Below are 25,109 nucleotides of genomic sequence, written 5' to 3'. Positions count from 1 at the left end.
TGGGGAGTGGGGAGTATGGAGTGGGGAGTGGGGAGTGGGGAGTGGGGAATTGCTATTGATTATTCTCCGTGTCCCTGCGTCCCCCTCATCTTTGCCACTCCCTCCTATAAAATACTGCTCATTTGCTCTAAATTTAACACTGTGGCTAATTCTGCTTGAGTCATTAATCCTCGTTCTAGGACAATCTGCCGTAGAGATTTGCCGGTTTCTAGGGATTCTTTGGCTACTTCTGCTGCTTTTAAATAACCAATGTGGAGATTGAGCGCGGTAACTAAAGCTAAACTGCCCTCAGCATAAGCTAAACAACGTTCTCGGTTGGCAGTGATTCCTATTATGCAATTTTGCGCGAGTGCAGCGATGGTATTACCGAGAATTTCGATACTGTGAATCAAGTCATAGGCAATCAGTGGCATCATCACGTTTAGTTCTAATTGTCCTGCTTGGGCTGATAGGGCGATCGCATTGTCGTAACCCATTACCTGAAAACATACCATTGATGTCATCTCTGCCATTACTGGGTTATATTTGCCTGGCATGATCGATGAACCCGGTTGTACTGGCGGTAGTTGAATTTCTTTGAAACCAGTTTTTGGCCCCGAATCCATCAGCCGTAAATCGTGAGATATTTTAACTAGATCCTGTGCTAAGTTGCGTAAAGCACCAGAAACATTGACAAATGGTGCCATACTCTGCATGGCTGCCATCAAGTGAGATGCAGGTTCTAGGGGACACTCAATCAATTCTGACAGTACCTCTACCACACGGGCCCGATATTGAGGATGAGTGTTTAATCCTGTTCCAACCGCGCTACCTCCTAAACCCAGTACCATCAAATCCCCAGAGGCGGTATAAATGCGGTTTTGGTGTTCTGTAAGGATTTGCGCCCAAGCCCGAAAATTCTCACCCAAGCGCACAGGTACGGCGTCTTGCATGTGAGTTCTACCGGATTTGACGATATTTTGAAATTCTACAGCTTTGTCTGCCAAGGCGGCGATCGCTTTCTCTAAAGCTGGGTGTAATGTCTTTGTTAGCGCTAACAAGCCACCAATCCGAATCGCTGTCGGAATTACATCATTTGTCGATTGACCGTAGTTAACATGGTCGTTGGGATTAACGCGCTTGTAATTGCCTTTTTCTTCGCCTAAAATTTCTAATGCTCGATTTGCCAGCACCTCATTAACATTCATGTGGTGCGAAGTTCCCGCACCCGCTTGATAAATATCTACTACAAACTGATCGCGAAACTTCCCTGCGAGGATTTCATCAGCAGCTTGGGCGATCGCTTTACTGATATCTTGAGAGATACAACCTAGTTCACCATTGACTATTGCTGTAGCTTTTTTAATTAAAATGCAAGCATCTACGTAAGTAGATAAAGGCTTGATACCGCTAATAGGAAAGTTTTCTATTGCTCGTAGCGTTTGAATACCGTAGTAAACGTTACTAGAAATTTGGCGATCGCCCATCGAATCGCGTTCAACCCGAAATTGAGAATCTGTTTGTTTATTCATAAGCTAAAAAACATCTAAATTACATAATCAAATTAAATAAAACTCTTGTGGGGTGGGCATCTTGCCCGCCCTAATTATGCAAGTTATATATGGAACAGCTTACTATTGTTCTATTGTTTTAAGAAATATCAAACAACAGATTGTCCCATGCCTGCGGGAAAATTGGGAAAATGAAGGGACACAAAGACATGCAGACGCAAAGAATAATCAATGACAATTCCCCATACTTCTCCTGTCGGAGACGCTACGCGTAGCAAGATCTCGCAGGGTACGACTTCGCTCAGTACAAGTTCTTGAGTTCCCCATTCCCCAATTCCATGACCCTACCCAACTGGATTACTTTCTCTCGCCTTCTAGGTGTACCATTTCTACTTTACGGCTTATACAACCCCACGCCACAAGCTAGGTGGGTGTGCTTGGCAATTTTTCTGATTGCCGCATTAACTGATTGGTTGGATGGCTATTTAGCACGGAAACTCAATCAAGTAAGTGAATTGGGAAAGTTTCTTGATCCTTTAGTAGATAAATTTTTGGTACTTGCACCGTTAATGGTGTTGATTGAGTTAGGAAAAGTCCCGACTTGGGGAGTGTTTTTGATTTTAGCGCGGGAATTAGCGATCGCTGGTTGGCGAGTTAATCAAGCGACAATTTCGGGGGCAAATATTTGGGGTAAATTAAAAACTGTTAGTCAAATAGTAGCGATCGCTCTTTTGATTGCGCCTTTATCTTCAGAGTGGCAAATCCCATCTTTGATCGCTTTTTGGTTTTCTGTTGCTATGACATTAATATCTGGAGGTATTTATCTTTGGCCACAAACTCAACCTTCAGACCAAAATCATACTTAGGGGGTAGTTAGAAGCAAGAATTGCTCTTGATGTAGCAATTTTGTTAGAACCTAGATAAAAGCAGCCTCTAAACTTTTTGATGACATTCGCGCCAAGTGTAAATTAGTAGCTAGTTTCCCCATTCGGACATAAAAACTTTCAAGAAGGCACGTTCCTTATTAGCAAGCGATCGCTTGCGGGTTAATCTGGCGCTGAATGCTTTACTGTAAGCGTTTTTAGCTTGATGTCGTCATAATTAAGTTTCCCGCCAATTAATCTTTTCTAAAATTGCAAATAGTCTGCTCACTCTACTGACAACTCACCCACCACCAAAATCCTCAACTCCGTCACCCGCTTAAAAGCTGCATCATTGGTCAAAAACGCCTCACAACCAGCAATTATTGCCGCCGCCACCTGCAACGCATCGGGTAACTGAAGGTTATAACGCACCCGAATTTTCGCAGCTTCTCGCGCAATAGCAGCATTAATTTCCACAAAAACTACTTGTTCTTGTTGCAACGCATCGACAAAAGCCTGCTCTAAATCCACTAACCCCAGACGGATAGCGCCCACCAAACACTCTGATAACGTTATTCCAGATGCTACTGCTGTAATGTCAGCTTCTAACCGATCAAAAATTGGATCGACTAAATCCACAAACTGCGGATTGCGTTCTACAAAATAAATTACGGGTGCTGTATCGAGAAATAAGCGTGAAACTCGAGCTAACGCATCACTAATCCTCATTCCTCTCCTTGCAATAACCGTTCTCGATGCTCATCTGCTTCCCGTCGAGTTCGCGAAACCCATTCCTGAGCATCTTCACCTAATAACGGATAGGGTGCCATACCCTTCAAATCGCTCCACTTGCGTTTTGGTTGCGCTTGAGTAATATGTTTCTTAACACGCTCCACTAAATGCCCCATCACCGTCAATTGCTCCTCTGGAGTCAGTTGCTCAATTTCGCTTAAAATTTTTTCAAGTGACGGACTCATCAACCTAACTCTTATCAACTGCTGTGAATCTTAGTTTAACAAATCAAAAGTAAACAAAAAGACCAGCTTATAGACTGGTCTTTTTGTTTATTCGGATACTTGACTTTGTTCCGGTGTATTGGGATTAGACTTCTTGCAAAAATACTTGAACCGTCAGAGACTCAAGTCTCTGCCTAACAGCAAAAGTCCGTTGAAACGGACTAAAAATACTGTTATTAGTCGGTTTCAACCGACTTGAGTTATCAGCCAGAAAATTTATTTTCTGGCGAGTATCCGACTTTTGCAAGAGGTCTATTATTATGTTTCTTCGGCTTCCATACTCTGCTAGGCAAAAAGTCCGTGCTATCTGTACGAATTTACTTGAGGGGAAGAAACACATCGATAATTGCCTCATGCTCAGGCACATCAGGAAAAAACTTGACTCTTTGTAAAAACAGAGGAAAGTCCCGCAGGTCTTCTCCACTCGACGGAAGCCAGTTCGCGTAAAGATAAGTAATGCTTTCACTAAGATTCGCATCGTCTCCGATATGTCGCAATACGGCACAGCGACCACCAGGAATCGTTTTTTCTACAACTCCAAACGAATTCTCAGGCACATTCCGTTCTGTTGATGCACAGATATCCAAACGAAAATTTTCAGGCGAAGTTTCGGATGGATTGTCATAGAGGATGTTGAAAGTATCACTGGCTTGGGGTGAAAGATGGTTTTGCTTTCGCCATTCGATAAATTTGCGAATTGAATTCCCGATGGAATGAGGATCACCACGGTACTCAAACACCGCAACTTTGGTTTCTTTAAACAGGATTACCTTGACTCGATCCTGTTGATGGTCTGATTTCATATGCTTGATCCTTAAGTTATGCACTGATTGATAAATTAAGTGCCAAGGGTTCCACTGCGGAAGCTCTCTGAACTCGGAAGGAGTTTGTCTAATACTTTTCTTGAACGCACGAGAAAACGACTCATGATTTTCGTAGCCACTCGCCAGTGCAATATCGACAATCGGCATCTGACTGCGAAAAGCAAGTTGATAAGAAGCGCGTTTCAAACGAGTGAGTTGAATGTACTTATATACGCTAATTCCAAAAAGTTCAGAGAACTGCCTGTGAAAATGATGCTTCGAGAATGCAGCAACGTTGCTGAGACAATCGACAGTCAAATCGTCATCCAGATGAGTATCAACGTACTCAAGTACCTTGCGAAATCTAAAGTGATAAGTGTCAACAAGAGATTCATTCAATGAAGTATCCTCCTTGGCTATTAATAGCCTACTCCCTTGGAATCTATGAAGCTTGACAGAAATTGCTCAGTCTACAAATGCTTGCTGTGAAAAATTATTAAACCAGGTACTTCATACACTAGAGCTAGGACTAAATGATTTAGTTGAGGAAGTTACAAGATATCAAAAATCTGATGAGAGTTAAAATATCCTCTTAGTCAGAACTTAATTAGCGGATTTTATCCGCTAATTAAGTTCTCTTTTCCACACCTTTTTTCGTTTACACATGCTCAAATTGCACGAGAGAATTTTGTCTGTTTTGTTCTGGTATGAGTGTCAAAAATCACAGCGATGTTTCTTACTAGTAATCGACCAATATCTGTAATCTCAATGTAGTTTGTTGATAAACTCACTAATCCATCAGATTCTAGAGGTTTTAAGGCTTCTAATTCTTCAGCAAAATATTTATTAAATTTGATGTGATATCTATCTTCAATATCTTGCTTACTTAACTGAAAATGAGACATGATTCCCATAATTACATCACGTCTAATAATATCGTTTTGATTGAGTTTGATACCTTTACTAATTGGTAAAACACCCGCTGCGATTGCCCGATAATAATCTTGTAATTCTTTGTGGTTTTGAACATAAGCATCTTCTAGCATACTGATAGATGTAGAACCAAAACCAAAAAGTTCTGTTTCAGCATGGGTAGTGTAGCCTTGGAAGTTACGTTTGAGGGTAGAATTGCGTTGAGCGATCGCTAATTCATCGTTAGTTTTAGCAAAATGATCCATTCCAATAAACAAATATTGGTTATTCGTCAATTCCTCGATGGTCATTTTGAGGATTTCTAATTTTTCCTGCGGTAAAGGTAGAGCATCTTGGGGAATATTTTTTTGTACTGGTTTTAGCCAAGGCACATAAGCAAAGTTAAAGACAACAATTCGGTCAGGATCTAATTCAATAGTCTTTTTGATAGTTTCCCGAAACGTATCGTGGGTTTGATAAGGCAGACCATAAATCAGATCTACATTCACACTGTCAAATTTAGCTTCTCTAATCCAACTCATGACATCAAATAACATCTCTTCTGGTTGGATACGATTAACTGCGACTTGAACCTGGCGATTAAAATCTTGGATGCCAAAACTGATACGGTTAAACCCAATTTGCCTAAGAAATAAAATGTAGTTCCTGTCAATATATCGAGGATTAATTTCAATTGAAACCTCAGCTTTTTCATCAATACTGAAGTAGCGATTGATGTTTTTCCACAAAAATTCTATTTGGTCACGCTCTAAGTAGTTAGGCGTACCCCCACCCCAGTGAATTTGCAAAACTTTTCTTTCTGGATTAATGAAGGCTGCTGTATGCTTAATTTCTTGAGCTAAATACTCAACGTAGGGTTTAGCAATCCTCTTATTATTAGAGATTACCGTATTACAACCACAGAAATAACAAGCACTCTGACAAAAGGGTATATGAAAATATAAAGACAGAGGAGTATTGCGTTGATTTGATGCCGCGATCGCAGTTTTAAAATCAGTTTCAGTGAATGTTTCGTTTAACTCTGTAGCGGGTGGATAACTAGTATATCTAGGTGCGCGAGTGTCATACTTTTGGATCATTGCCAAATCAAACTTCACACTAGGTAATAGAAAAACCATCAAAATCTCCTAGAGAACTGGGGACTGGGGATTGGGGACTGGGGATTGGGGATTGGGGACTGGGGACTGGGGATTGGGGATTGGGGACTGGGGATTGGGGACTGGAGACTGGAGACTGGAGACTGGGATTAGGGACTAGGGAATTTGTACTGTGCCGTACCCCAAAGGGGAAGCAAGCTAGCAAGAGCGTCGTCTTTGACAACAAAAGTATGGGAATGGAAAATTTTGTTCTACCCAATCCCCAATCCCCAGTACCCGATCCCCAATCCCCAATCCCTCAAGTAGTCGCTGCCTCGGTGCTGCCAGGGTTATGGGAGCGAGTTAGACTGTTAAATAAGACTTGACCGAGTGCTTTGATTAAATTTCCGTCTAGCTCTTGAGCCATTTGCAAGTTGAAGGCAAAGGCTTTATTTGCTTCTGCTACAATTCGTTCTGCGGTTGCATCGTCGATGGGTAATGCATCTAATGCTTGACGGTATTTGTCTTTGAATGCCTTTTTATCAGGAATTTGCTCAAAATTATAAAAAGATGTTCCTTGGTAGTGGTGAAGTTTCAAGGCCGACTGAGCAATTTTTTGGAACATTTGACCCCCAGAGAGATCGCCCATGTAGCGGGTATAGGCATGACCTAATAATAAGGCAGGTTCACTAGCAGAAATTTCCCGAATGTGAGTAATGTACTTTTGGGTAGCGGCTGAGGGCGTGATTTGCGATCGCCATCCTTCTCCATAGTAGAACAGCATGTCTTTTTCTATCGCGGTTTGGCGATTGAGTTCAAGAAAGTACATCCCCCTAATCACAGGATGGTCTACATGGCTCACCATTGCCGTCTCTAATTCGCTGTAGATGTAATACAAGTTGCTCAAAAACTTGGCGAAGCAGTCTTTATCTACAACCCCTTTGAGAAAACACTTCATGAATCCTACGTTTTCTGCTGCTGTGTGAGCCTGCTGTGTTCCAGAGCGCAGTTTCGCGGCTAGATTACTACTCATTTTTGCTTCCTTGGTGTTCAAGTGCAAGTTCTCCAGCAGTCACCGACTCAAGATGACTGCCAGTTCACTGTCAATGCCAGAGTTAAAAGATTGTTATTTTTAGTTCAAATAGGATCTACATCTCTCTATGCAGCAAGTATTATGCCGATGCAGATCTCAGCGACTTTTCTTCCCCTAAAGTTATTTAACTATTAATGTTTGTATAACTATGCAGCTATTAAAATTTCTTTATATTTGGTTAAGTCAGGAGTTTTGATATACCAACCTCCTGACGACTGACGCTTTTCAATTAGACAAGATTTGAATAAACTCTTCTAAAGAACTAACTGCGATCGCATTATCTATAAGACTTTCTAGCTGTTCTACACTTTCACTCTCAAGCCTTGCTTGTAGCGCGGGTGGAACTTCACCGAAGCGTTTTTGCAAGACCCTGATTAACTGCCGTGCCGCACCTTGCTGGAGACCTTGCTGGAGACCTATTTGCTCACCTTCAGTAAGGATTTGTTGATACCAAGGCGATTCTTGCAATACTGCCATATCCCACCTCATGATTTGTTGCACTAATGGCGTGTCTAACACAAAGCTAGCAAAAAATGCTAGCAATGATTCCAACTGGTTCATCTGTATATCTGCTCGCAGTACCTTTACTGCCTGCCGAATCACGGACGCTTCATTACCTCCTCGCAGGACTGGCACAAATGGTAGCAACGAGGGTATTGGTTGCCGAAACACGATCTCAGCATCGATTTCCCATAAATTAATGACGCGATAATCTTGGATAGCACGCAATCCCATAAATTCTTGCTCGTAACTGTTGACAACAGTTAAGGTAGGAGGGGGCGGTAAAATGTTGATCAGTACTGGATAAATCGGCAGTTTATAGCGTTCTTGAGCTAGTGCTGTATATGCTCTCATACGTAGAGGCATATATTTTGTGTAACGCAACTGTAGTTCGTTAAGCACCAAAAAATCCCCGTGGTTAGCGCTGTATGCTTTAACTAACACATCTGTTTCGCGGCTAATCCACTGAAACTCGGAACCGAGAATTTCTTTCGCTACAACATCAGGATGTTGTGTTACCCATTGCACCCAAGCATCAGGAGCTAGACTAATAAGTCTCTTACCACCGATATCTGCTGCTTTTACCACAGAATTTTTGCTAATAGTAATAGTCTTAAATAATACATTATAAATTTGCCTTTTTAATACAGATAAAACCTAGCTTAGGCGCTAGGGTTATTTCTCACAATTTGCTTTCAATAATTTAACTGATGTCCATTAATAACTATTTATGGTTATATAACTTTTAAAGGATGAAATAATCAAAGGATTCTCATGGTCAAGTCTTTGGATACCCCGCAAGCTGAGTTACTGAAACCAGGTGTGAAAACGCCTGTACAGGAAACATTATTAACACCAAGGTTTTATACAACCGATTTTGATGCTGTGGCGCAATTAGATATTTCGGCACAGGATAGTGAGTTACAGGCAATTGTAGAGGAACTTAGAGCAGATTATAATCGCCATCACTTTGTACGAGATGAAGAGTTTCAGCAGTGTTGGGATCACATTGATGGAGAAACACGCCTCGCTTTTATTGACTTTTTAGAACGTTCCTGTACTTCAGAGTTTTCAGGTTTTCTATTGTTCAAAGAGTTATCGCGCCGCCTAAAGAATCGTAACCCAATTTTGGCGGAAGCCTTTAATTTTATGGCTAGGGATGAGGCACGCCACGCGGGATTTTTGAATAAAGCAATGGCAGATTTTAATCTTTCCCTAGACTTAAGTTATTTAACTAAAAATCGTACTTATACATTCTTTCCGCCAGAGTGGATTATTTACACGGTTTATCTATCTGAGAAAATTGGCTACTGGCGCTATATTTTGGTATATCGTCACATGGAAAAACATCCAGAACATCAAATTTATCCCTTGTTTCGCAAGTTTGAGAGTTGGTGTCAGGATGAGAATCGACATGGGGATTTCTTCAATGCACTTTTGCGATCGCAACCTCAACTATGGAATAATTGGCAAGCACGATTATGGGTGCGTTTCTTTTTGCTGAGTGTGTTTGCTACCCATACGTTGACAGTATTTGAGCGAGCAAAGTTTTATCAGTCGATTGGTATAGATCCGCGTGAGTACAATACCAGAGTGATTGAAGAGACAAATAATACCGCTGCACGGGCGTTTCCTTTGAATTTGAATACAAGTCACCCTGAGTTTTTCCAACGGTTAGAGCAGTGTTCAGATCTTAATGTGAAACTGGCAGAAATTAATCAGAGCGATCGCCCCAAAGCTATCAAGTTCTGCCAAAAATTGCCCATCATTGCATCGATAATTGGGCATCTATTGCGGGTTTACCTCATTAAACCCATTGATGCCGAATCATTAAGAGGTGCAGTTCATTAATTTTGAGCAATAAATGAATAAATCGCTCCAGGTGCAGAGAACGCAGAGGAACACGGGGACTTCCAAATAAAAAAATATCCAAAAAACTGACGCAAAAACCCTCTCTCTTTCTCATGACTCTGTGGTTAGAGTTTGGTAGGGTGCGTTATGGACGGCAGTCTAACGCACCGTAAATCTTTGGTGGTGTGTTATCGCGCCAGCGTAACGCACCCTACTGGCGTGGCACTGTGGTTAGTTTATTTGGATAGTTTACTTGTTGAAAATCTCAGGAAAACAAAACAGAGACGAAAATCTTTAACCAAATTCCGCAACCAAATCATAGAATTTTGGTGTCCTAGTAATCCGTAAGGTTATGCGGTTTTTGACACACAATCGTTTTTGGTTACTTCTAGCTCTTTGCGTCATTGTAGTTGTAGCATGTACACCATTTTTAGAAAAACGTCCTCAGGAAACTACTTTACACAATGCGATCATCTTTGTTGCTGATGGGCTGCGTCCAACATCAATCAATGCCACTGATACTCCGATGTTGCAGGAAATTAGAGACAAGGGTGTAACTTTTGTCAATAGCCACTCTTTATTTCCTACTTTTACAACTGCTAATGCATCCGCGATCGCTACTGGCCACTATCTAGGCGATACAGGAGACTTTAGCAATACTATCAAAGTTAATGCTCCCGTCAAAAGTGCCAAAAATAGCTTAGTCCCCTTCCTAGAAAATAATGCCGTTCTCAAGGAGGTGAACAAACAGTTTGGTGCTAATTATCTTAACGAAACCAGCTTACTAGCGATCGCCAAAAACAAAGGTTTCAGCACAGCAGCAGTCGGAAAAATCGGCCCAGTTTTGATTCAAGATGTGACTCAAGACAAAGGCGAACCAACCATCATCTTTGATGATGCCACTGGCACACCGACAGGAATTGCTCTCAGTCAAGAAATTACTACACTACTAAGCAAAAATTCACTACCCCTAACAACACCATCGCGGGGAGACAATGGCAAAGCCGGCGACAGCAAGATCCCAGGGACAAAAGTTGCTAATGTAGCGCAGCAGCAATATTTTGCTGATGTCACCAATCAGGTAATTTTGCCATTATTCAAACAGCGACAAAAACCATTTGTATTGGTTTATTGGTCTCGTGACCCTGATGGTACACAGCACAACCACGGCGACAGCCTAAACAAACTCGTTCCTGGCATCAACGGCCCCACAGTTCAAGCAGCGCGTCAAAATGTTGACAAGAACTTGGCACAAATTCGTACCACACTCAAAAAATTAGGCTTAGAAGCAACCACCAATATATTTGTTACTGCTGACCACGGCTTCTCGACTATCAGTAAAGAAAGTAAAACTAGTTATGCAGCTACCCTAAGTTATGCAGATGTGCCAAAAGGGTTTTTACCTCCGGGTTTTGTGGCGATAGATTTAGCACATGATTTGCAATTGTCTTTATTTGACCCAGATAACCAAAATGCCCCTGTTAATCCAACTCAGGGGCATTTTTCTAGAAACGGTGTTATCGGTAAAGACCCCAGAAAGCCTGATGTAATTGTCGCTGCTAATGGTGGATCTGATTTGCTCTACTTGCTGAATAAGACTAAAAACAAAGCTGGTACTCAAAAGATTGTTAATTTGTTGCTCAAGCAAGATTATGTCAGCGGCTTGTTTGTAGATGATAATTTGGGTGCGATTCCTGGGACTTTACCATTGAGTGCAATTAAGCTTAGGGGAACTGCGCGAACGCCAATACCTTCAATTGTGGTTAACTTCCGCTCCTTTGATACAGGTTGCGGTAATCCTACGGCATGTGGGATAGAAGTGGCAGATACGGGATTGCAACAAGGTCAAGGAATCCACGGTAGTTTTAGTCGTGCTGATACATATAATACAATGGCTGCGATCGGCCCTGATTTCAAGCAGGGGTATCAAGACCAAGCCGCGGTGAGCAATGCAGATGTCATGCCGACTTTGGCACAGGTGCTGAAATTAAAGTTAACTGCACAAGGTAAGTTAGTTGGGCGGGTATTGAGTGAAGCTTTAGTTGGTGGAGCTGATAATCTGAAGTCTCAAGCTCAAACTTTAGAGTCTCAACCTGCTGCTAACGGTATCAAAACTATCCTCAAATATCAAACAGTGGGGGAAACTCGCTATTTTGATACAGCAGGATTTCCTGGTCGGACTCTAGGACTGTGAACTACGGTCAAGACATTAACTAGTACCCGAAAAAATTGGGTATTCGTCATCCATCCCCATCGAATGAGTACCTTGAAGATGGGGACTTCCGCGAAGCGTTAATGACATCGGGAGTGGGAAACTCTGTGGGCTTAAATTTCTCAGCTTCATGTGTTAGGAATTAACATAAAGCAGTCATCAGCTTTGCTCAGAGGCAGGAAAGGGTGGGTGGTTTTTCTCGCCTGCTCCCTGCTCCCCTGATTTTTCACAATTACGGCTGGGTATAGGGGTGGATAAGAAGAACAATGAGGACTTACACATGAAATTTGCTTTTCGTCTCCAGGAAAGATCGTTTAAGCTATCTGAAAGATTATTTAATTTGTGGTTAAGAGGCGGTAGTGTGCCTAAACATATTAGTTTAATTTCTCTTCTAGTTGTCTGTAGTTTGTGGAGTACGCCACAAGCAGCGCACGCACAGGCATTAATTCCTCATACTCTGCAACTTGATGCAGCGAAGTTAGAAAAGCAAGGATTGAGTTTGGCGCAAGAAGCAGCTCAATTAGCTCAGTTTCAGCAGGTGGAGTTAGCTATACCACGAGCGCGGTTAGCTACTCAACTGGCCCCGAAAATTGATAAGGTGTGGCTGCTGTTAGGTGGATTGCAATTGCAAACTAAAGAGTATGATGCTGCGATCGCTTCTTTAAAACAAGCACAATCCCTAAATCCCAAAAATGCTGATATTCTGTTTGCTTTGGGTTCAGTTAATTTTCAACAAAAAAATTATCAAGCAGCTATTGCCAACTATCAAGAGGGTTTAAAGTTAAAACCCAACGACCCAGAGGCATTGTTTGATGTCGGAAATGCTTACTTTGTTCTCGGTAAATTACCAGAGGCGATCGCACAATACAATCAGGCTGTTTCTCAAAATAAAAAATTCTGGCCGGCAATTAATAACATTGGCTTAATTAACTATGAACAGGGTGATGTCGCCGGAGCAATTAAGCAATGGCAAACTGCGCTCACTCTTGAGAAACAAGCCGCAGAGCCTTTATTGGCTTTGGGAGTAGCACTGTATACAAAAGGCGATCAAAAACAAGGTTTGGCAATGGGAGAAGCCGCACTCCGCATCGATCAACGCTATGCTAGTTTAGATTTTCTCAAACAAAATCTCTGGGGCGATCGCTTACTATCTGATACGAAAAAATTCCTCGAATTACCTCGTATTCAAGCGGCTTTACAGCAACCACAGAACTCATCAGCTCCGAGTCAACAGCCCACTCAGTAAGAGTAAAATTTTACTCAACACACTGCTATGCTCACAGCACTCTCATAACTCTACTCTTGCTACTTGCCGAAAACACCACTTTTATAGTACATATATACTGGTAACACAGGAATTAGTACCAAGAGGTGGAAGTAACACCAATTCGCAATTTAGAAATCTAGATACCGCAAGACAACCTTTTTGGAGAATTGGTATAACCAGTATCGTTAGCAGCCAGAGAAAAGTTAGAGTTCACAAGCGCCATAGCTTTCTGCTCGAACGGTTGAGTAATCGTCAATGCTAATGCAGTTGATGGCAGTTGTCATAACTTGAGCGATCAAAGTTATGCACTGCCTGCTTTGTCAATGGTCGTTTGTGGGTAGAAGTGCCAGAATCTGGTCAACAAACTGTTGGTGGTCAACAACTGGTTTAGAAATGTAGCCATCAGCACCGCTTTGCTTGAGAAAGTTCTCGCGATCGCCTTCCATAGCATGTGCTGTCACCAAAATCACAGGTAAGTTTGCTGTTTTTGGATCAGATTTCAACATTTGTGTAATTTTGATGCCATCAACAGATTTACCTTGATAAACACTTCTAGAAAGAGAAACATCCATTAAAATGAGGTCTGCTTCACCTGATTGGGCGATTTCTATCACTTCTTCGACATTTTCAGTGTGTTTCACATCCAAACCACCGCGCTTGGACAAAATCTTGGAAAAAACCCGCGCATTAATCAGATCATCTTCGACAATCAAAACTGTTTTCATGAGAATTTTACATATAAGGGTGAGGGGGATTCAATGAATTTAAAGAATTTAAAATTCATCTGGGAAAGTTCTGAGTAGAAAAAACCAACTCTTAGACTTTCCCCAAAGGTCAAAATTAGAAAACATAACCATGGGAAGTATCCTACTAGCTACTGAAGTGTATGCAAACTCAAGTAAGAGCAGATTACCATCAGATTACAAAAGCTAGCTGCCTCCTTTTTAGTCGTCAATGTGCATCCCCGTCATCAAGGATAATACTACTGCTCCTTAGCTAGCGACTAACAAGATTTTGTTAGTAATCCCATTTCATCCGTTATGCTGTGTTTGCTACAGTGTCCACTTTCGGCGGTTTTTGTGTAATTGAAATTCAGGGAAAAAACTCATGGCAAAACAGTTAAACCTTCTCTCGACGGGACAGGTAATTACAACAGCCTTGCATACAGAGATGCAACGGTCGTACTTGGAATATGCCATGAGCGTAATTGTCGGGCGAGCATTACCAGACGTGCGCGATGGCTTAAAACCAGTTCATCGTCGTATTTTATACGCAATGCATGAACTCGGTTTAACACCAGATAGACCTTATCGTAAGTGCGCCCGTGTGGTGGGAGATGTACTCGGTAAGTATCATCCGCACGGTGATCAAGCAGTTTATGATGCTTTGGTGAGGCTGGTGCAAGAATTTTCTAGCCGCTATCCTTTGCTTGCCGGACATGGTAACTTTGGCAGCGTTGATAATGATCCACCAGCGGCGATGCGCTACACAGAAACGCGTCTTGCAGCCATCAGCCACGAGGGAATGCTGACGGAAATTGGTGATGAAACTGTGGAATTTGCGGGTAACTTCGATAATTCTCAGCAAGAACCAACAGTGCTACCTGCTCAATTACCGTTCCTGCTGCTCAATGGCTGCACTGGAATCGCGGTGGGGATGGCGACAAATATTCCCCCACACAACTTAGGGGAAGTAGTTGATGGGTTGATTGCTTTAATTGATCAGCCAGATTTACCAGATGAAAAGTTATTCGGGTTAATTTCCGGGCCAGATTTTCCTACTGGTGGTGAGATTGTGGGTGACTCAGGAATACGAGAGGCTTACACCACAGGTAAAGGCGGAATTTTGCTGCGGGGAGTCGCCCAACTCGAAGAGATTGCACCTGTGAGGGGGAGTAAGCGGCGGACAGCAATTATTGTTACAGAGTTGCCTTATCAAGTTAATAAAGCGGGTTGGATTGAGAAAGTAGCAGATTTAGTCAATCAAGGTCGCTTACAAGGAATTTCTGATATTCGGGATGAAAGCGATCGCGACGGGATGCGGGTAGTAATTGAACTCAAACGCGATACCAATCCGCAAGAAATTCTTGGGCATTTATATCATTTAACTGCCTTACAAACAACCTTTGGGGCAATTTTGTTGTGTTTGGTGGATGGACAACCTCGCCAATTAAGCTTACGTCAATTGCTGCAAGAGTTTTTAAATTTCCGAGAACAGACGCTCAATCGTCGCTACAGTTATGAATTGGGCAAGGCGGAAAGTCGGTTGCAGATAGTAGAAGGTTTGCTGAAGGCTTTATCCCATTTAGACGAGGTAATTGAAATTTTGCGGCATTCTCCCGATGGGAGTACGGCAAAAATTACTCTTTGTAGCCGACTTGATTTGAATGAAGTCCAAGCGGATGCGATTCTGTCTATGCCGTTACGCCGGCTGACAAGTTTAGAACAACAAAACTTACAGCAGGAGTTTGCCCAACTCACCGAGCAAATCGATTTGTTGCGGCGATTACTCAGCGATCGCCGGGAATTACTCAAGGGGCTGAAAAAAGATTTGCGATCGCTCAAGCGCAAATACAGCGATTCACGGCGGACAAAAATTATCGAGGAGCAGAAGATAGAGGAGCAAAAAAGCAGAGGATCAGAAAAAGAGGAACGCTCCAAGTCTCCAACTCCAGATCCAAAATCAGAACAGCCACCAGAAGAGGTAGTATTAGAATTTACTCAGCGTGGGTATGTGCGCCGTCTTCAGGCTTCAGGGAAAAAACCGAAAGCAGAAAACGGTTTACACGATCATGACTTCATCATCCAGAGCGAGTCAACTGCCACAGATAAGGAGCTGTTCGTACTAACCAGTGGTGGTAAAGTCTATCCAATTCAGGTAGGCGATATTCCCCCAACTACTGGACGTTCGCCACGAGGAACACCACTGATAACGATGCTTAGTAATACTGCTCAAGGCGCTCAAGAAGCTGTGATTAGACGCTTTTTACTGCCAGAGGATTTAGAAACTACTCAAATGATTCTCTTGACAAGGCAGGGAAGAATTAAGCGCTTGGCTTTGGAGGAATTTGCTGGCTTGAGTCGTCGCGGTATCACAATTTTGAAGCTCAAAGATGATGATGAATTGTTATTTACTCAGTTTGCTACTGCCAAAGAACACCTAATTTTAGCGAGTTCCGGTGGACGCTTATTGAGGTTTGCGGTCAATGACCAAGAATTGCCAGTGATGGGGCGAACTGCGATGGGACTGCAAGCATTAAGACTAGGTAAACAGCAGCAAATGGTTGGCTGTTTAGCTGTGAGTGCAGGAGATAATTTATTGCTAGTGACTGAAGAAGGATATGCCAAGCGTTTGCCAGTGAGTCAGTTAAAACCAGCTAGCCGCGATAATTTCGGCATTCAAGCGCTCAAATTTGTTAGCAAAACCGACAACCTCGCAGCTATGGTCATGGCGAATGGTGAGGTAGCTCTTGTAACTAATAAAGAGCGGGTAGTCCGCTTATTTGTGGAAACAGTGCCGATTTTAGGCAGAGATGGTAAGGGAGAAAGCATCATCCAACTCAACCGTGATGAAAAAATTATCACTGTCGCTGATGTGCGATCGCAATCAAGTTAATGTTCAACTTGCGACCAGCCACAATCCAAGACTTAGAGGTGCTTGTGCAACTGCGCCTTGAACTTCTCAGTGAAGTTGAGGACATCAAAGACGAGACTGATACCATAGCATTAGCAGCAGCAATCCGCAGTTATTTGGCCCAAAAAATACCATCGGATGATTTTCTTGCTTGGATAGCTGAGGTAAATAAACAAGTTGTTGCCACTGGCGGTTTAGTATTTTTCACACGACCCCCTTACAACGGCAATTTTTTAGGTTTAGAAGCTTATTTAATGAATGTCTACACAATTCCAGCATGGCGAAGACAGGGAATTGCTACAGCACTATTAAAAGAAATTCTAAGTTTTGTCAAAACAACTGAGGTCAGACGCCTATGGCTTCACGCCACCGAAGATGGGCAATATCTCTATAAAAAGCTTGGGTTTATCTCAACAACAAAAGAGATGGAAATTCTCTTTATGCTAAAATAATTGATATAAACTCTCATTAAGTAATTCGTAATTCGTAATTCAGTTTTGTAATGGGGCACTCTTACCCAGTCCCCAATCCACTAGGTCTATCTCAGGGTAGATGTTTTATATTGGCTTTTATCAGTTATTTATTTTTAAGTCAAGCTCCGTTAATAAAATTACAAATAACTTGTTGCATTTATGAAAAAATTGTTATATTTAATTTACATAAGACAATAAAACTTAGCAAACATTTTTGGGAGTGCGAACCATGACAAACGCAACCACTGCAAGAGTAACTACACCTGTAGTTGAGGATCGTAACGCTTGGCGTTGGGGCTTTACCCCCCAAGCAGAGATATGGAACGGTCGCCTAGCAATGATTGGCTTTTTAGCAGCAGCTTTGATTGAATTGTTTTCTGGTGAAGGCTTCCTACATTTTTGGGGCATTTTATAAGCATTAGGATACAAAATGACCCATAAACAGAAAAACCTGGAGTGACTATCTACTACCAGGTTTTTTACTTAAGGTTGCTTTGCATTAATTTTTAATTTTCAGTTTTTACCGTTTGCTGTGCTTCTTCTATAATTTTGCGGGCTTTGTCAACACACTCTTCACAAATATGTATATTGTTTGGCCCAGCAACTAAATATTTGACTTCCTCGCTACTTTTACGGCAGAAAGAGCAGTGAAGCTTTTTTTGACTGACACTTGGGGTAGTTGTAGTAGCAGACACATCAAACTCCTAATCTTAACGATTCGGTAAAAATAATAATTGGTGAGAACATGACATGAGCATATCCCCACCAACTAAAATTAATGATTACCGAATATATTCCTTGAGGACGCTGTTACGATTTGGGTGGCGTAACTTGCGGAGTGCTTTCGCCTCAATTTGCCGAATCCGTTCGCGGGTGACGTTGAAAATTTGTCCTATTTCCTCTAAGGTCTTCATGCGACCGTCATCTAAGCCGTAGCGGAGTCGGAGTACATCGCGTTCGCGGGGGCTGAGACTGTCGAGAACTTTTTCTAGGTCTTCACGCAGCAGGTTTTTAGAAACTTGATCTTCTGGGGTTTCGCCATCGGACTCAATAAAATCGCCTAAGCGCGAGTCTTCTTCTTTCCCAATAGGCGTTTCTAATGAAATAGGTAACTGGGCGGATTTAGCAATGAACCGCAATTTCTCGATGGTCATTTCCATGCGAGTAGCGATTTCTTCTTCGGTAGGTTTGCGCCCCATTTCTTGAGACAGCAACTTGGTAGTTTTCTTGATCCGCGAGATAGTTTCGTAGAGGTGAACTGGTAGGCGGATGGTGCGGGATTGATCAGCGATCGCTCGTGTAATTGCTTGACGAATCCACCATGTAGCGTATGTAGAGAATTTATAACCTTTTTCGTGGTCAAATTTTTCAGCAGCACGAATCAAACCTAAACTGCCTTCTTGAATTAAGTCTTGGAAGGACAAGCCGCGATTCATGTACTTCTTAGCAATTGAAACCACAAGTCGCAGGTTGGACTGCACCATCTTATCTTTCGCCCTGCGACCTACATGCAGACGATAACGAAAAGCTGGTAAAGGCAGCTGCACCGCTTCCGCCCATTCACTGTCTTGAGGATCGCGTTCTAACTGCTCATAAAGTCTTTCACGCACCCTTTCTAATTCAAGTAAATCAGCGATTTTTCGCGCTAATTCAATTTCTTCGTCTGCCCGCAACAGCCGAATTCTACCAATTTCTTGTAAGTAAAGCCGAATCGAGTCTTCAGTGTAATGCTTTTTCTTGCTTTGTGTCCGACGACGCGATTTAGCGGCTTTTCCAGACTTTGCGTCGTCCTCATCAGACTGAGGCTCTAAAAACTCATCAATTTCACCTTCATCGCTAATCAGCAAGTCCTCTTCATCTCCGATTAAGAGTTCTTCCAACTCGAGCTCAGGCTGATTTATCATTTCTAGGTCAGGCTGATATATGCTTTCGAGTACGTTGTTAGCCTGGTTCATGCCGCGTTCCTCATGCTCCTTGCAGAATCAATTACTCAAGATGTGTTTACTGCTCTTATATGCGAGCTAATTACCAACCGAAAACAAAGTTTTTAGCTTTTTTGCTAATTATATTCTCGGAAGTTTTGTACCTCTTGAATGAGGTATTTCTTACTTTAGTGTAAGCCACCACTTAAGGTTACTCGCTCACTTTAGTAAAGGCTTCATGTGTTTATTGCACACAAATTTTAGCTGATTGGTCTCAAAAAAGACTCGTCTTACATCGAAAAAATTATTACTTCATACAAACAGATTAAGAGTACTAGTAGATTTTCCTGTAAAGACTGTTCCGATTGTAGCCTGTTTCACAGAAATTGCACTCTTTTGGTGTGTTAATCATGAAGTCATTAAGTAGGTTAAAGCCACTTGTACCAAAAAGACATTAGCAACGGTAGTTGTACCCTTAAATTTTTCTCAAACTTTCCCTAATTGTGGCAGCGTTGTCATTAAATTAAAAGGTAGAACTGCACTTGCATGATTTTAGGTATTATAAAAAACATTTATTACCTAGACCCCATGCACTTTATGTTAATTCAGCTAAGAACTATTAATCCATTTATTTTTACATTTCCTTCATAAATTATTCAGCCCATAGGGCAAAACGTTGCTTTAGCGTTGTTTAGATACAACAAAAGCGTTGGTAGTTGCTATGGTTGACAGTCAACTTTTGCTGTGCCAGTCACCTTAACTAGGGAGCTGAGGCTATGGCAGCATCGGTCTGAATAAAGAGCAGTTGAGATTTAACTAGTCCAGTCTTATTCACACATTAGCGCACTGTTGAGATTTCAACCCTATGAAACTTGACAAACTGTTTTTATTGTATACAACGATATTTTAATCAATACAAAAAGAATTGGGCAGTAGAGATTATTGATGTTATCCTACTGAAAAAAAGTACATTTGATACATACAACATCATCAGCGTTAATGCAGCATTACATGAAGATATTAGCAAGTTTTTAGCCGCTTTGTAGCTATAAGTATTAAAGTCACAACTTTAAATACAAATAATTTAGAGGCTTGGTTTATAAACTTACCCTGAAGTTTTTACGCGTGATTTTGTAAAAACTAGTACTTAGTATTTCAGTATTTTTTATTTTTTTAGGAAAGTGAAAAATTCTAGGCATACACACTTAAGTGCCATTTGGTAGATGACATTGAGCTTTGCTCTCCAAGCATAACAAATACATTTATCACTGGTGGGCAAGATTGATGAAACTAAAATTAGGTTGAATAATTAATTGTTTAAAAGCTTGACAATATGCAAATTATATGAATGCTTATATAGCTATATTTGTGCAAAGGGTGTCAGGGAAAGGTGGGTGATTTTTCTCCCTTACTCCCCTGCTTGTTTATTTTGGGGTAGCGTTGAGACTGGCGGCAAAATTGGGTGGCAGAATCACCTGGTCATTGCTGGCTGGGATATCAGGCTGAGTTACCCTAGCATTGTTAAGTGTAATTGCATTTGCGGCGCTATCAACCGTTATTTTGGCGGAACTACCTTCAAGAGTTTTGACTTGTCCAGATGTCAATTGTTTGGAGGTAATTCGACCAGGTATGACGTGGTAGGCAAGAAGTTTGCTATGTACGGGGATGTATGAAAGACAAAAAAGGTAATGGATAAAAGGTTTTTACCTAATTACTCATTACCTATTATCAACCTCATAATTCATCAGGTATTGATATTAAATGTCTAAATCGGTGAAGTTGAGTTTAGAACCGTAGGTTTCGATAAATTCGCGTCTAGGTGCGACACGATCGCCCATTAAAATGGTAAAAATGCGATCGGCTTCTGCGGCATCTTCAATTTCTACTTGCTTGAGGGTGCGCCTTGCTGGATCCATTGTGGTTTCCCAGAGTTGTACAGGCATCATTTCACCCAAGCCTTTGAAGCGCTGGATGTTGTAGTTGGCGTTGCTGGGAAACTTGGCTATTTCTTGTTGCAATTCGCGGTCATCATAGCAATATTTTGGTTCACTACGTCCTCGTTCTAATTTGTATAGTGGGGGACAAGCAATATATATAAAGCCTTGTTCGATGAGCGATCGCTGATAGCGATAAAAGAATGTTAACAGCAGTGTGCGAATGTGTGCCCCATCGACATCGGCGTCGGTCATGATGACTATGCGGTGATAGCGGAGTTGGGAAGCATCAAATTCTTCACCCTTAACACCCAAACCAAGTGCTGTAATTAAGGCTTGCACCTCGTTATTTTTGTAGATTTTGGCGTCGTCGGTTTTTTCAATGTTAAGGATTTTACCACGTAGGGGCAAAATAGCTTGAGTGCGGCGATCGCGTCCTTGTTTGGCACTCCCACCTGCGGAGTCGCCTTCTACAATATAGATTTCTGATTCGCTGGGGTCACGAGAACTACAATCAGCCAATTTACCAGGTAATGGCGAAGATTCCAGTACTGATTTTCGCCGCACTAACTCTCGTGCATGACGAGCTGCTTCTGCGGCTTTGAAAGCTTGGATGGCTTTATCTAAAATAGAATCAGCAATGCCGGGGTGAAATTCTAGGTATTCGGTAAGCACTTCTCCCACTAGAGAATCGACAATCCCTCTAACTTCAGTGTTACCGAGTTTAGTCTTGGTTTGTCCTTCAAATTCTGGGTCGGGGACTTTGACGGAAATAACGGCTGTCAAACCTTCGCGGACGTGTTCACCGCTGAGGTTGGGTTCATTGTCTTTGATTTTATTGCGTTTGCGGGCGATCGCATTTAATGTTCGAGTCAGAACCGCTTTCAAACCTTCTAGGTGCGTTCCACCATCAACGGTACGAATATTATTGGCAAAGCCCAACACATTATCTGTGTAAGCGTCAGTACACCATTGTAAAGATACCTCTATTTGAACGTTGTTGCGTTCTCCTTGGACATAAATAATTTCCTCATGCAGCGGTTGCTTTTCGCGGTTCATGTAGGCAATATATTCGCGAATACCACCCTTGTATTCATAGGATTCTACCTTGGGCGTATCGCTTTTGAGTACTTCTAGACGATGGTCTGTAAAAGTAATTTTGACTCCAGCATTTAAATATGCTAATTCTCGGAGACGACTTGATAAAGTAATGTAATCAAACTCAGTACCAGTCGTGAAGATTTGCACATCTGGCTTGAAGGTGACTGAAGTTCCGGTTCTGGCTTCTTTGTCAGGCTTGGCTTGTAGTTCAGTAACTGGGACACCCCGCTCATAACGCTGGGTATGAACTTTTTTATCTCGCCAAACAGTAACTTCTACAATCTCAGATAGGGCGTTAACTACGGAAATACCAACCCCGTGTAATCCTCCAGAAACTTTGTAGCCGCCGCCGCCAAACTTACCACCAGCGTGCAATACGGTTAAGACAGTTTCCAAAGCCGATTTCCCCGTGCGCGAGTGAGTATCGGTGGGAATGCCCCGACCATCATCTGTTACGGTTACAGAACCATCGGCGTTGAGATCTACTTCTATGTGAGTGCAGTAACCTGCTAAAGCCTCATCAATAGAATTGTCTACCACCTCGTAAACTAAATGGTGGAGTCCTCTAGGGCCAGTGGAACCGATGTACATCCCTGGTCGTTTGCGGACGGCTTCCAGACCTTCCAGAACTTGAATCTGATCGGCACTGTAACTGCTCGTCATGAAAATTCTCCTGCTGCGTCGTGGGGTTAAAATCGCCCAAAGGCAAATAAAAGTCAAATCACTCCAAAATTGTAGCACAAAAGCCTTGGTGGCGTCTGTAGGGCAATTTTATGGGAGGTTTATGTGGGGGTTGGAGTGGAGGAGTAGGGAGGAGCCACTGCGGTCTTGGGGTCTCCCCAAGTGGAGCAACTGCCGTCAAGTGGCGTTAGGGAGTAGGGAAATAACCATTAATAACTAAACAAATGACCAATGATTAAACTAATTGTGATTTGTGGGGCAACGGCGACGGGGAAATCGGGGTTGGCTTTGGCTTTGGCGATGCGGTTGGGTTGTGTGATTTTGAGTGCTGATTCCCGTCAAGTGTACCGCAAGTTTAATATTGGTACAGCAAAACCAACCATAACTGAACAAAAATTAGTACCGCACTATTTAATAGATATCTGCGATCCTAGAGACACGATGACGGTAGCAGACTACCAAGAGCAAGCACAAGCCTTAATCGCATCTATTCCTGTGTCGCCTCTGTTTTTAGTTGGGGGTACTGGTTTATACATACGTTCGATTGTTCAAGGCATGAAGATCCCTAGAGTTGCACCACAGATGGAATTGCGATCGCAACTCGAATCTTTAGATCAAATTCAACTCTACGCAATGTTACAACAAGTTGATCCCGTTGCAACACAAAAAATTCATCCTCACGATTCTGTGCGGACTTTGCGGGCGTTGGAGGTATTTTATGTAACGGGATATTCTATTTCTCAACAGCAAGGGGAAAATCCACCAAATTACCCAATTTTGCAAATTGGCTTGGATTGTGATGTTGCCAAGTTAGGCGAGCTTATTCACAAGCGCACTGAGCAAATGATAGCAAATGGTTTAGTTGCTGAGGTGGAATATATTTACCAAGAATATGGTGCTGATTTGCCTTTATTAAATACCTTGGGTTATCAAGAAATCAAGCAATATTTAGCAGGGGATATTTCTTTAAATCAGGCAAAAGAATTAATCGTTTTACATACACGGCAATTTGCTAAGCGACAGCGTACTTGGTTTCGAGCATATCCACAAATTGAGTGGTTTGATGCAGATAATTCTGATTTATTAAATCAAGTTTGGCAAAGAATAAATGAGTTTATCGGTTGCCCTAGCGCATGACAATTTTTTGCTCACGCCAAGACGCAAAGGTAAAAAGTTATTTGCGTCTTGATAAGTGTTTTAAATAATTCGTAATGACGCGACGCTCCTATGTCGCTCTAAGCGAAGCTATGCCGTAGGCTTTACGCTAACGCTATCGAGGACTCGCTACCGCTACGCTAACGTAATTCGTAATTAAAGAGTATCGGGATCAATGCCCATAGCTCGTAATCTTTGTGCGAGTAATTGGGTACGTTGTTCTGCCTGTTCGGCACGCTGGCGTTCCTGTTCGGCACGTTCATCTCCAGTTGACAAAACAGTATTATCTTGGTAGCACCAGCGCAACCAAGTATCTTGCCTGCCTTCAAATTCACCTTGCCACAGAGTTATACCCAAACCAACTTGTTCTAACCAAGTTTCCGAAGTTTCAAAGTAGCGTCTTCCCCTAAGTTCATAGACACGCAGTACTTTTTCTCCTAATTGCTGATTTGGGTCATATACGATATAGTAACTAGCGCGCATGTGTTCATAAATTTGCAGTTTTTTTCCTAGTTCATCACCTTCTTGATTAGAAACAATTTCGATGACAACTTCTGGAGGTTTGCCAAACCGCCAAACCATATAACAACGATTTTGTTTTGCCCACCAATTTTCAGGCGCTTGGACATCTAAGCTGAGAAAAATATCAGGCACAATTGCAGGCTGTTCGTCTGCATGATAAACACCAACATTAGCTGCTGCTAAAAATATCTGGTTTTTTAAAGAACTGTAAAGAGAACCAACTAACAGACGTTGTTGTTTTTCAGATGCAAAATTGTCCACAGGTGTATCGTCTTCGGTGACTAGCTGGTTGGCATCTGGTACATAGTAATCATCATCATTGATTAAAAGTTGCTCAACCATGATTTTATCCAGTATTTGAGGGCGTTATTTTTATATTAGTTTAAATTTATTTATTACTTGAGAGTCTGATTGAGTGGGAAATCAAAGGATGCGATCGCCTAGTCATGGCATAGTAGCAAAGTCGAGATAATGCGACAATAGTAATCACAATGATTAACCATACCTGTAACAAAACTATGACAGACGCAAACAAAAATTAATCCCTTACTTGTACTGGATTTCAGAAATTTGTGATCATCTA

The 25,109-nt window shown here is 42.0% G+C and carries 24 protein-coding genes and 1 pseudogene; 9 read left to right on the top strand and 16 right to left on the bottom strand.

Annotated features, from left to right (window positions below; translation table 11 throughout):
• Positions 1 to 104: 104 nt before the first annotated feature.
• The gene (locus AC5JMF_RS28965) at positions 105 to 1,511 is read right to left on the bottom strand and encodes an aspartate ammonia-lyase (protein WP_495799153.1); all 1,407 of its coding nucleotides are present in this window, start codon (positions 1,509 to 1,511) and stop codon (positions 105 to 107) included.
• 317 nt (positions 1,512 to 1,828) lie between these two features.
• Between AC5JMF_RS28965 and pgsA the strand changes: the two genes are divergently transcribed.
• Positions 1,829 to 2,356, top strand: a complete 528-nt coding sequence (gene pgsA, locus AC5JMF_RS28960) for a CDP-diacylglycerol--glycerol-3-phosphate 3-phosphatidyltransferase (RefSeq protein WP_495799152.1) — start codon at positions 1,829 to 1,831, stop codon at positions 2,354 to 2,356.
• A gap of 282 nt (positions 2,357 to 2,638) precedes the next feature.
• On the opposite strand, the gene AC5JMF_RS28955 is transcribed toward pgsA, so the two are convergent.
• From AC5JMF_RS28955 to AC5JMF_RS28920, 8 genes and pseudogenes are all read right to left on the bottom strand, one after another.
• Positions 2,639 to 3,082, bottom strand: a complete 444-nt coding sequence (locus tag AC5JMF_RS28955) for a type II toxin-antitoxin system VapC family toxin (RefSeq protein WP_495799151.1) — start codon at positions 3,080 to 3,082, stop codon at positions 2,639 to 2,641.
• Positions 3,079 to 3,330 carry a hypothetical protein gene (locus AC5JMF_RS28950; RefSeq protein WP_495799150.1) on the bottom strand — a complete coding sequence of 84 codons (252 nt, stop codon included), beginning with the start codon at positions 3,328 to 3,330 and terminating at the stop codon, positions 3,079 to 3,081. The genes AC5JMF_RS28955 and AC5JMF_RS28950 overlap by 4 nt, the downstream gene beginning before the upstream one ends.
• Positions 3,331 to 3,454: 124 nt before the next feature.
• The gene (locus tag AC5JMF_RS28945; protein ID WP_495799149.1) at positions 3,455 to 3,616 is read right to left on the bottom strand and encodes a hypothetical protein; all 162 of its coding nucleotides are present in this window, start codon (positions 3,614 to 3,616) and stop codon (positions 3,455 to 3,457) included.
• Between the two features lie 70 nt (positions 3,617 to 3,686).
• Positions 3,687 to 4,172 (bottom strand): AraC family transcriptional regulator, encoded by a 486-nt coding sequence (locus AC5JMF_RS28940; protein ID WP_495799173.1) that lies wholly within the window; start codon positions 4,170 to 4,172, stop codon positions 3,687 to 3,689.
• Positions 4,173 to 4,247: 75 nt separating this feature from the next.
• A pseudogene (locus AC5JMF_RS28935) lies at positions 4,248 to 4,490 on the bottom strand (helix-turn-helix domain-containing protein); the annotation flags it as partial.
• 350 nt (positions 4,491 to 4,840) lie between these two features.
• A complete protein-coding gene (gene hemN / locus AC5JMF_RS28930) occupies positions 4,841 to 6,223 on the bottom strand; it encodes an oxygen-independent coproporphyrinogen III oxidase (RefSeq protein WP_495799148.1) in 1,383 nt (460 codons plus the stop codon).
• A 277-nt stretch (positions 6,224 to 6,500) separates the two neighbouring features.
• Positions 6,501 to 7,214 (bottom strand): biliverdin-producing heme oxygenase, encoded by a 714-nt coding sequence (locus AC5JMF_RS28925; RefSeq protein WP_495799147.1) that lies wholly within the window; start codon positions 7,212 to 7,214, stop codon positions 6,501 to 6,503.
• Positions 7,215 to 7,499: 285 nt separating this feature from the next.
• Positions 7,500 to 8,363 (bottom strand): Rpn family recombination-promoting nuclease/putative transposase, encoded by an 864-nt coding sequence (locus tag AC5JMF_RS28920; protein WP_495799146.1) that lies wholly within the window; start codon positions 8,361 to 8,363, stop codon positions 7,500 to 7,502.
• Positions 8,364 to 8,549: 186 nt separating this feature from the next.
• Between AC5JMF_RS28920 and acsF the strand changes: the two genes are divergently transcribed.
• From acsF to AC5JMF_RS28900, 4 genes are all read left to right on the top strand, one after another.
• Entirely contained in the window at positions 8,550 to 9,626 is a 1,077-nt protein-coding gene (gene acsF / locus AC5JMF_RS28915) for a magnesium-protoporphyrin IX monomethyl ester (oxidative) cyclase (RefSeq protein WP_495799145.1), read from the top strand.
• Between the two features lie 147 nt (positions 9,627 to 9,773).
• A complete protein-coding gene (locus tag AC5JMF_RS28910) occupies positions 9,774 to 9,974 on the top strand; it encodes a hypothetical protein (protein WP_495799144.1) in 201 nt (66 codons plus the stop codon).
• 4 nt (positions 9,975 to 9,978) lie between these two features.
• A complete protein-coding gene (locus AC5JMF_RS28905; protein ID WP_495799143.1) occupies positions 9,979 to 11,820 on the top strand; it encodes an alkaline phosphatase family protein in 1,842 nt (613 codons plus the stop codon).
• 379 nt (positions 11,821 to 12,199) lie between these two features.
• The gene (locus AC5JMF_RS28900; RefSeq protein ID WP_495799172.1) at positions 12,200 to 13,084 is read left to right on the top strand and encodes a tetratricopeptide repeat protein; all 885 of its coding nucleotides are present in this window, start codon (positions 12,200 to 12,202) and stop codon (positions 13,082 to 13,084) included.
• 341 nt (positions 13,085 to 13,425) lie between these two features.
• Here the strand turns inward: AC5JMF_RS28900 and AC5JMF_RS28895 are convergent, their stop codons facing one another.
• A complete protein-coding gene (locus tag AC5JMF_RS28895) occupies positions 13,426 to 13,830 on the bottom strand; it encodes a response regulator (RefSeq protein WP_495799142.1) in 405 nt (134 codons plus the stop codon).
• A gap of 382 nt (positions 13,831 to 14,212) precedes the next feature.
• On the opposite strand from AC5JMF_RS28895, the gene gyrA reads away from it, so the two are divergent.
• The 3 genes from gyrA to AC5JMF_RS28880 all read left to right on the top strand — a co-directional run bounded on the left by gyrA (position 14,213) and on the right by AC5JMF_RS28880 (position 17,626).
• A complete protein-coding gene (gyrA, locus tag AC5JMF_RS28890) occupies positions 14,213 to 16,720 on the top strand; it encodes a DNA gyrase subunit A (RefSeq protein WP_495799141.1) in 2,508 nt (835 codons plus the stop codon).
• The gene (locus AC5JMF_RS28885; protein WP_495799140.1) at positions 16,720 to 17,190 is read left to right on the top strand and encodes a GNAT family N-acetyltransferase; all 471 of its coding nucleotides are present in this window, start codon (positions 16,720 to 16,722) and stop codon (positions 17,188 to 17,190) included. Before gyrA ends, AC5JMF_RS28885 begins: the two co-directional genes overlap by 1 nt.
• A gap of 250 nt (positions 17,191 to 17,440) precedes the next feature.
• On the top strand, positions 17,441 to 17,626 hold the full coding sequence (locus AC5JMF_RS28880; RefSeq protein WP_495799139.1) for a high light inducible protein: 186 nt from the start codon (positions 17,441 to 17,443) through the stop codon (positions 17,624 to 17,626).
• Between the two features lie 91 nt (positions 17,627 to 17,717).
• Here the strand turns inward: AC5JMF_RS28880 and AC5JMF_RS28875 are convergent, their stop codons facing one another.
• The 4 genes from AC5JMF_RS28875 to gyrB form a co-directional block, all read right to left on the bottom strand.
• On the bottom strand, positions 17,718 to 17,906 hold the full coding sequence (locus AC5JMF_RS28875; protein WP_495799138.1) for a ClpX C4-type zinc finger protein: 189 nt from the start codon (positions 17,904 to 17,906) through the stop codon (positions 17,718 to 17,720).
• An 87-nt stretch (positions 17,907 to 17,993) separates the two neighbouring features.
• Positions 17,994 to 19,166: an RNA polymerase sigma factor RpoD gene (rpoD, locus tag AC5JMF_RS28870; RefSeq protein WP_495799137.1), complete on the bottom strand. Its 1,173-nt coding sequence runs from the start codon at positions 19,164 to 19,166 to the stop codon at positions 17,994 to 17,996.
• A 1,391-nt stretch (positions 19,167 to 20,557) separates the two neighbouring features.
• Positions 20,558 to 20,800: a fasciclin domain-containing protein gene (locus AC5JMF_RS28865; protein WP_495799171.1), complete on the bottom strand. Its 243-nt coding sequence runs from the start codon at positions 20,798 to 20,800 to the stop codon at positions 20,558 to 20,560.
• 90 nt (positions 20,801 to 20,890) lie between these two features.
• Positions 20,891 to 22,831, bottom strand: coding sequence for a DNA topoisomerase (ATP-hydrolyzing) subunit B (gyrB, locus tag AC5JMF_RS28860; RefSeq protein WP_495799136.1), 1,941 nt, complete (start codon positions 22,829 to 22,831; stop codon positions 20,891 to 20,893).
• A 249-nt stretch (positions 22,832 to 23,080) separates the two neighbouring features.
• On the opposite strand from gyrB, the gene miaA reads away from it, so the two are divergent.
• Positions 23,081 to 23,986 (top strand): tRNA (adenosine(37)-N6)-dimethylallyltransferase MiaA, encoded by a 906-nt coding sequence (miaA, locus tag AC5JMF_RS28855; RefSeq protein ID WP_495799135.1) that lies wholly within the window; start codon positions 23,081 to 23,083, stop codon positions 23,984 to 23,986.
• Between the two features lie 174 nt (positions 23,987 to 24,160).
• Here miaA and AC5JMF_RS28850 read toward each other — a convergent pair whose 3' ends face one another.
• Together AC5JMF_RS28850 and AC5JMF_RS28845 are read right to left on the bottom strand one after the other, a co-directional pair.
• Positions 24,161 to 24,868, bottom strand: coding sequence for a Uma2 family endonuclease (locus AC5JMF_RS28850; RefSeq protein ID WP_495799134.1), 708 nt, complete (start codon positions 24,866 to 24,868; stop codon positions 24,161 to 24,163).
• A gap of 46 nt (positions 24,869 to 24,914) precedes the next feature.
• Positions 24,915 to 25,061: a hypothetical protein gene (locus tag AC5JMF_RS28845; protein ID WP_495799133.1), complete on the bottom strand. Its 147-nt coding sequence runs from the start codon at positions 25,059 to 25,061 to the stop codon at positions 24,915 to 24,917.
• Positions 25,062 to 25,109 lie beyond the last annotated feature (48 nt).

It is taken from the genome of Desmonostoc vinosum, from assembly GCF_059505385.1.
The sequence above is the reverse complement of the archived record's forward strand: the minus strand, read 5'-3'. Positions and strand labels throughout refer to the sequence as shown.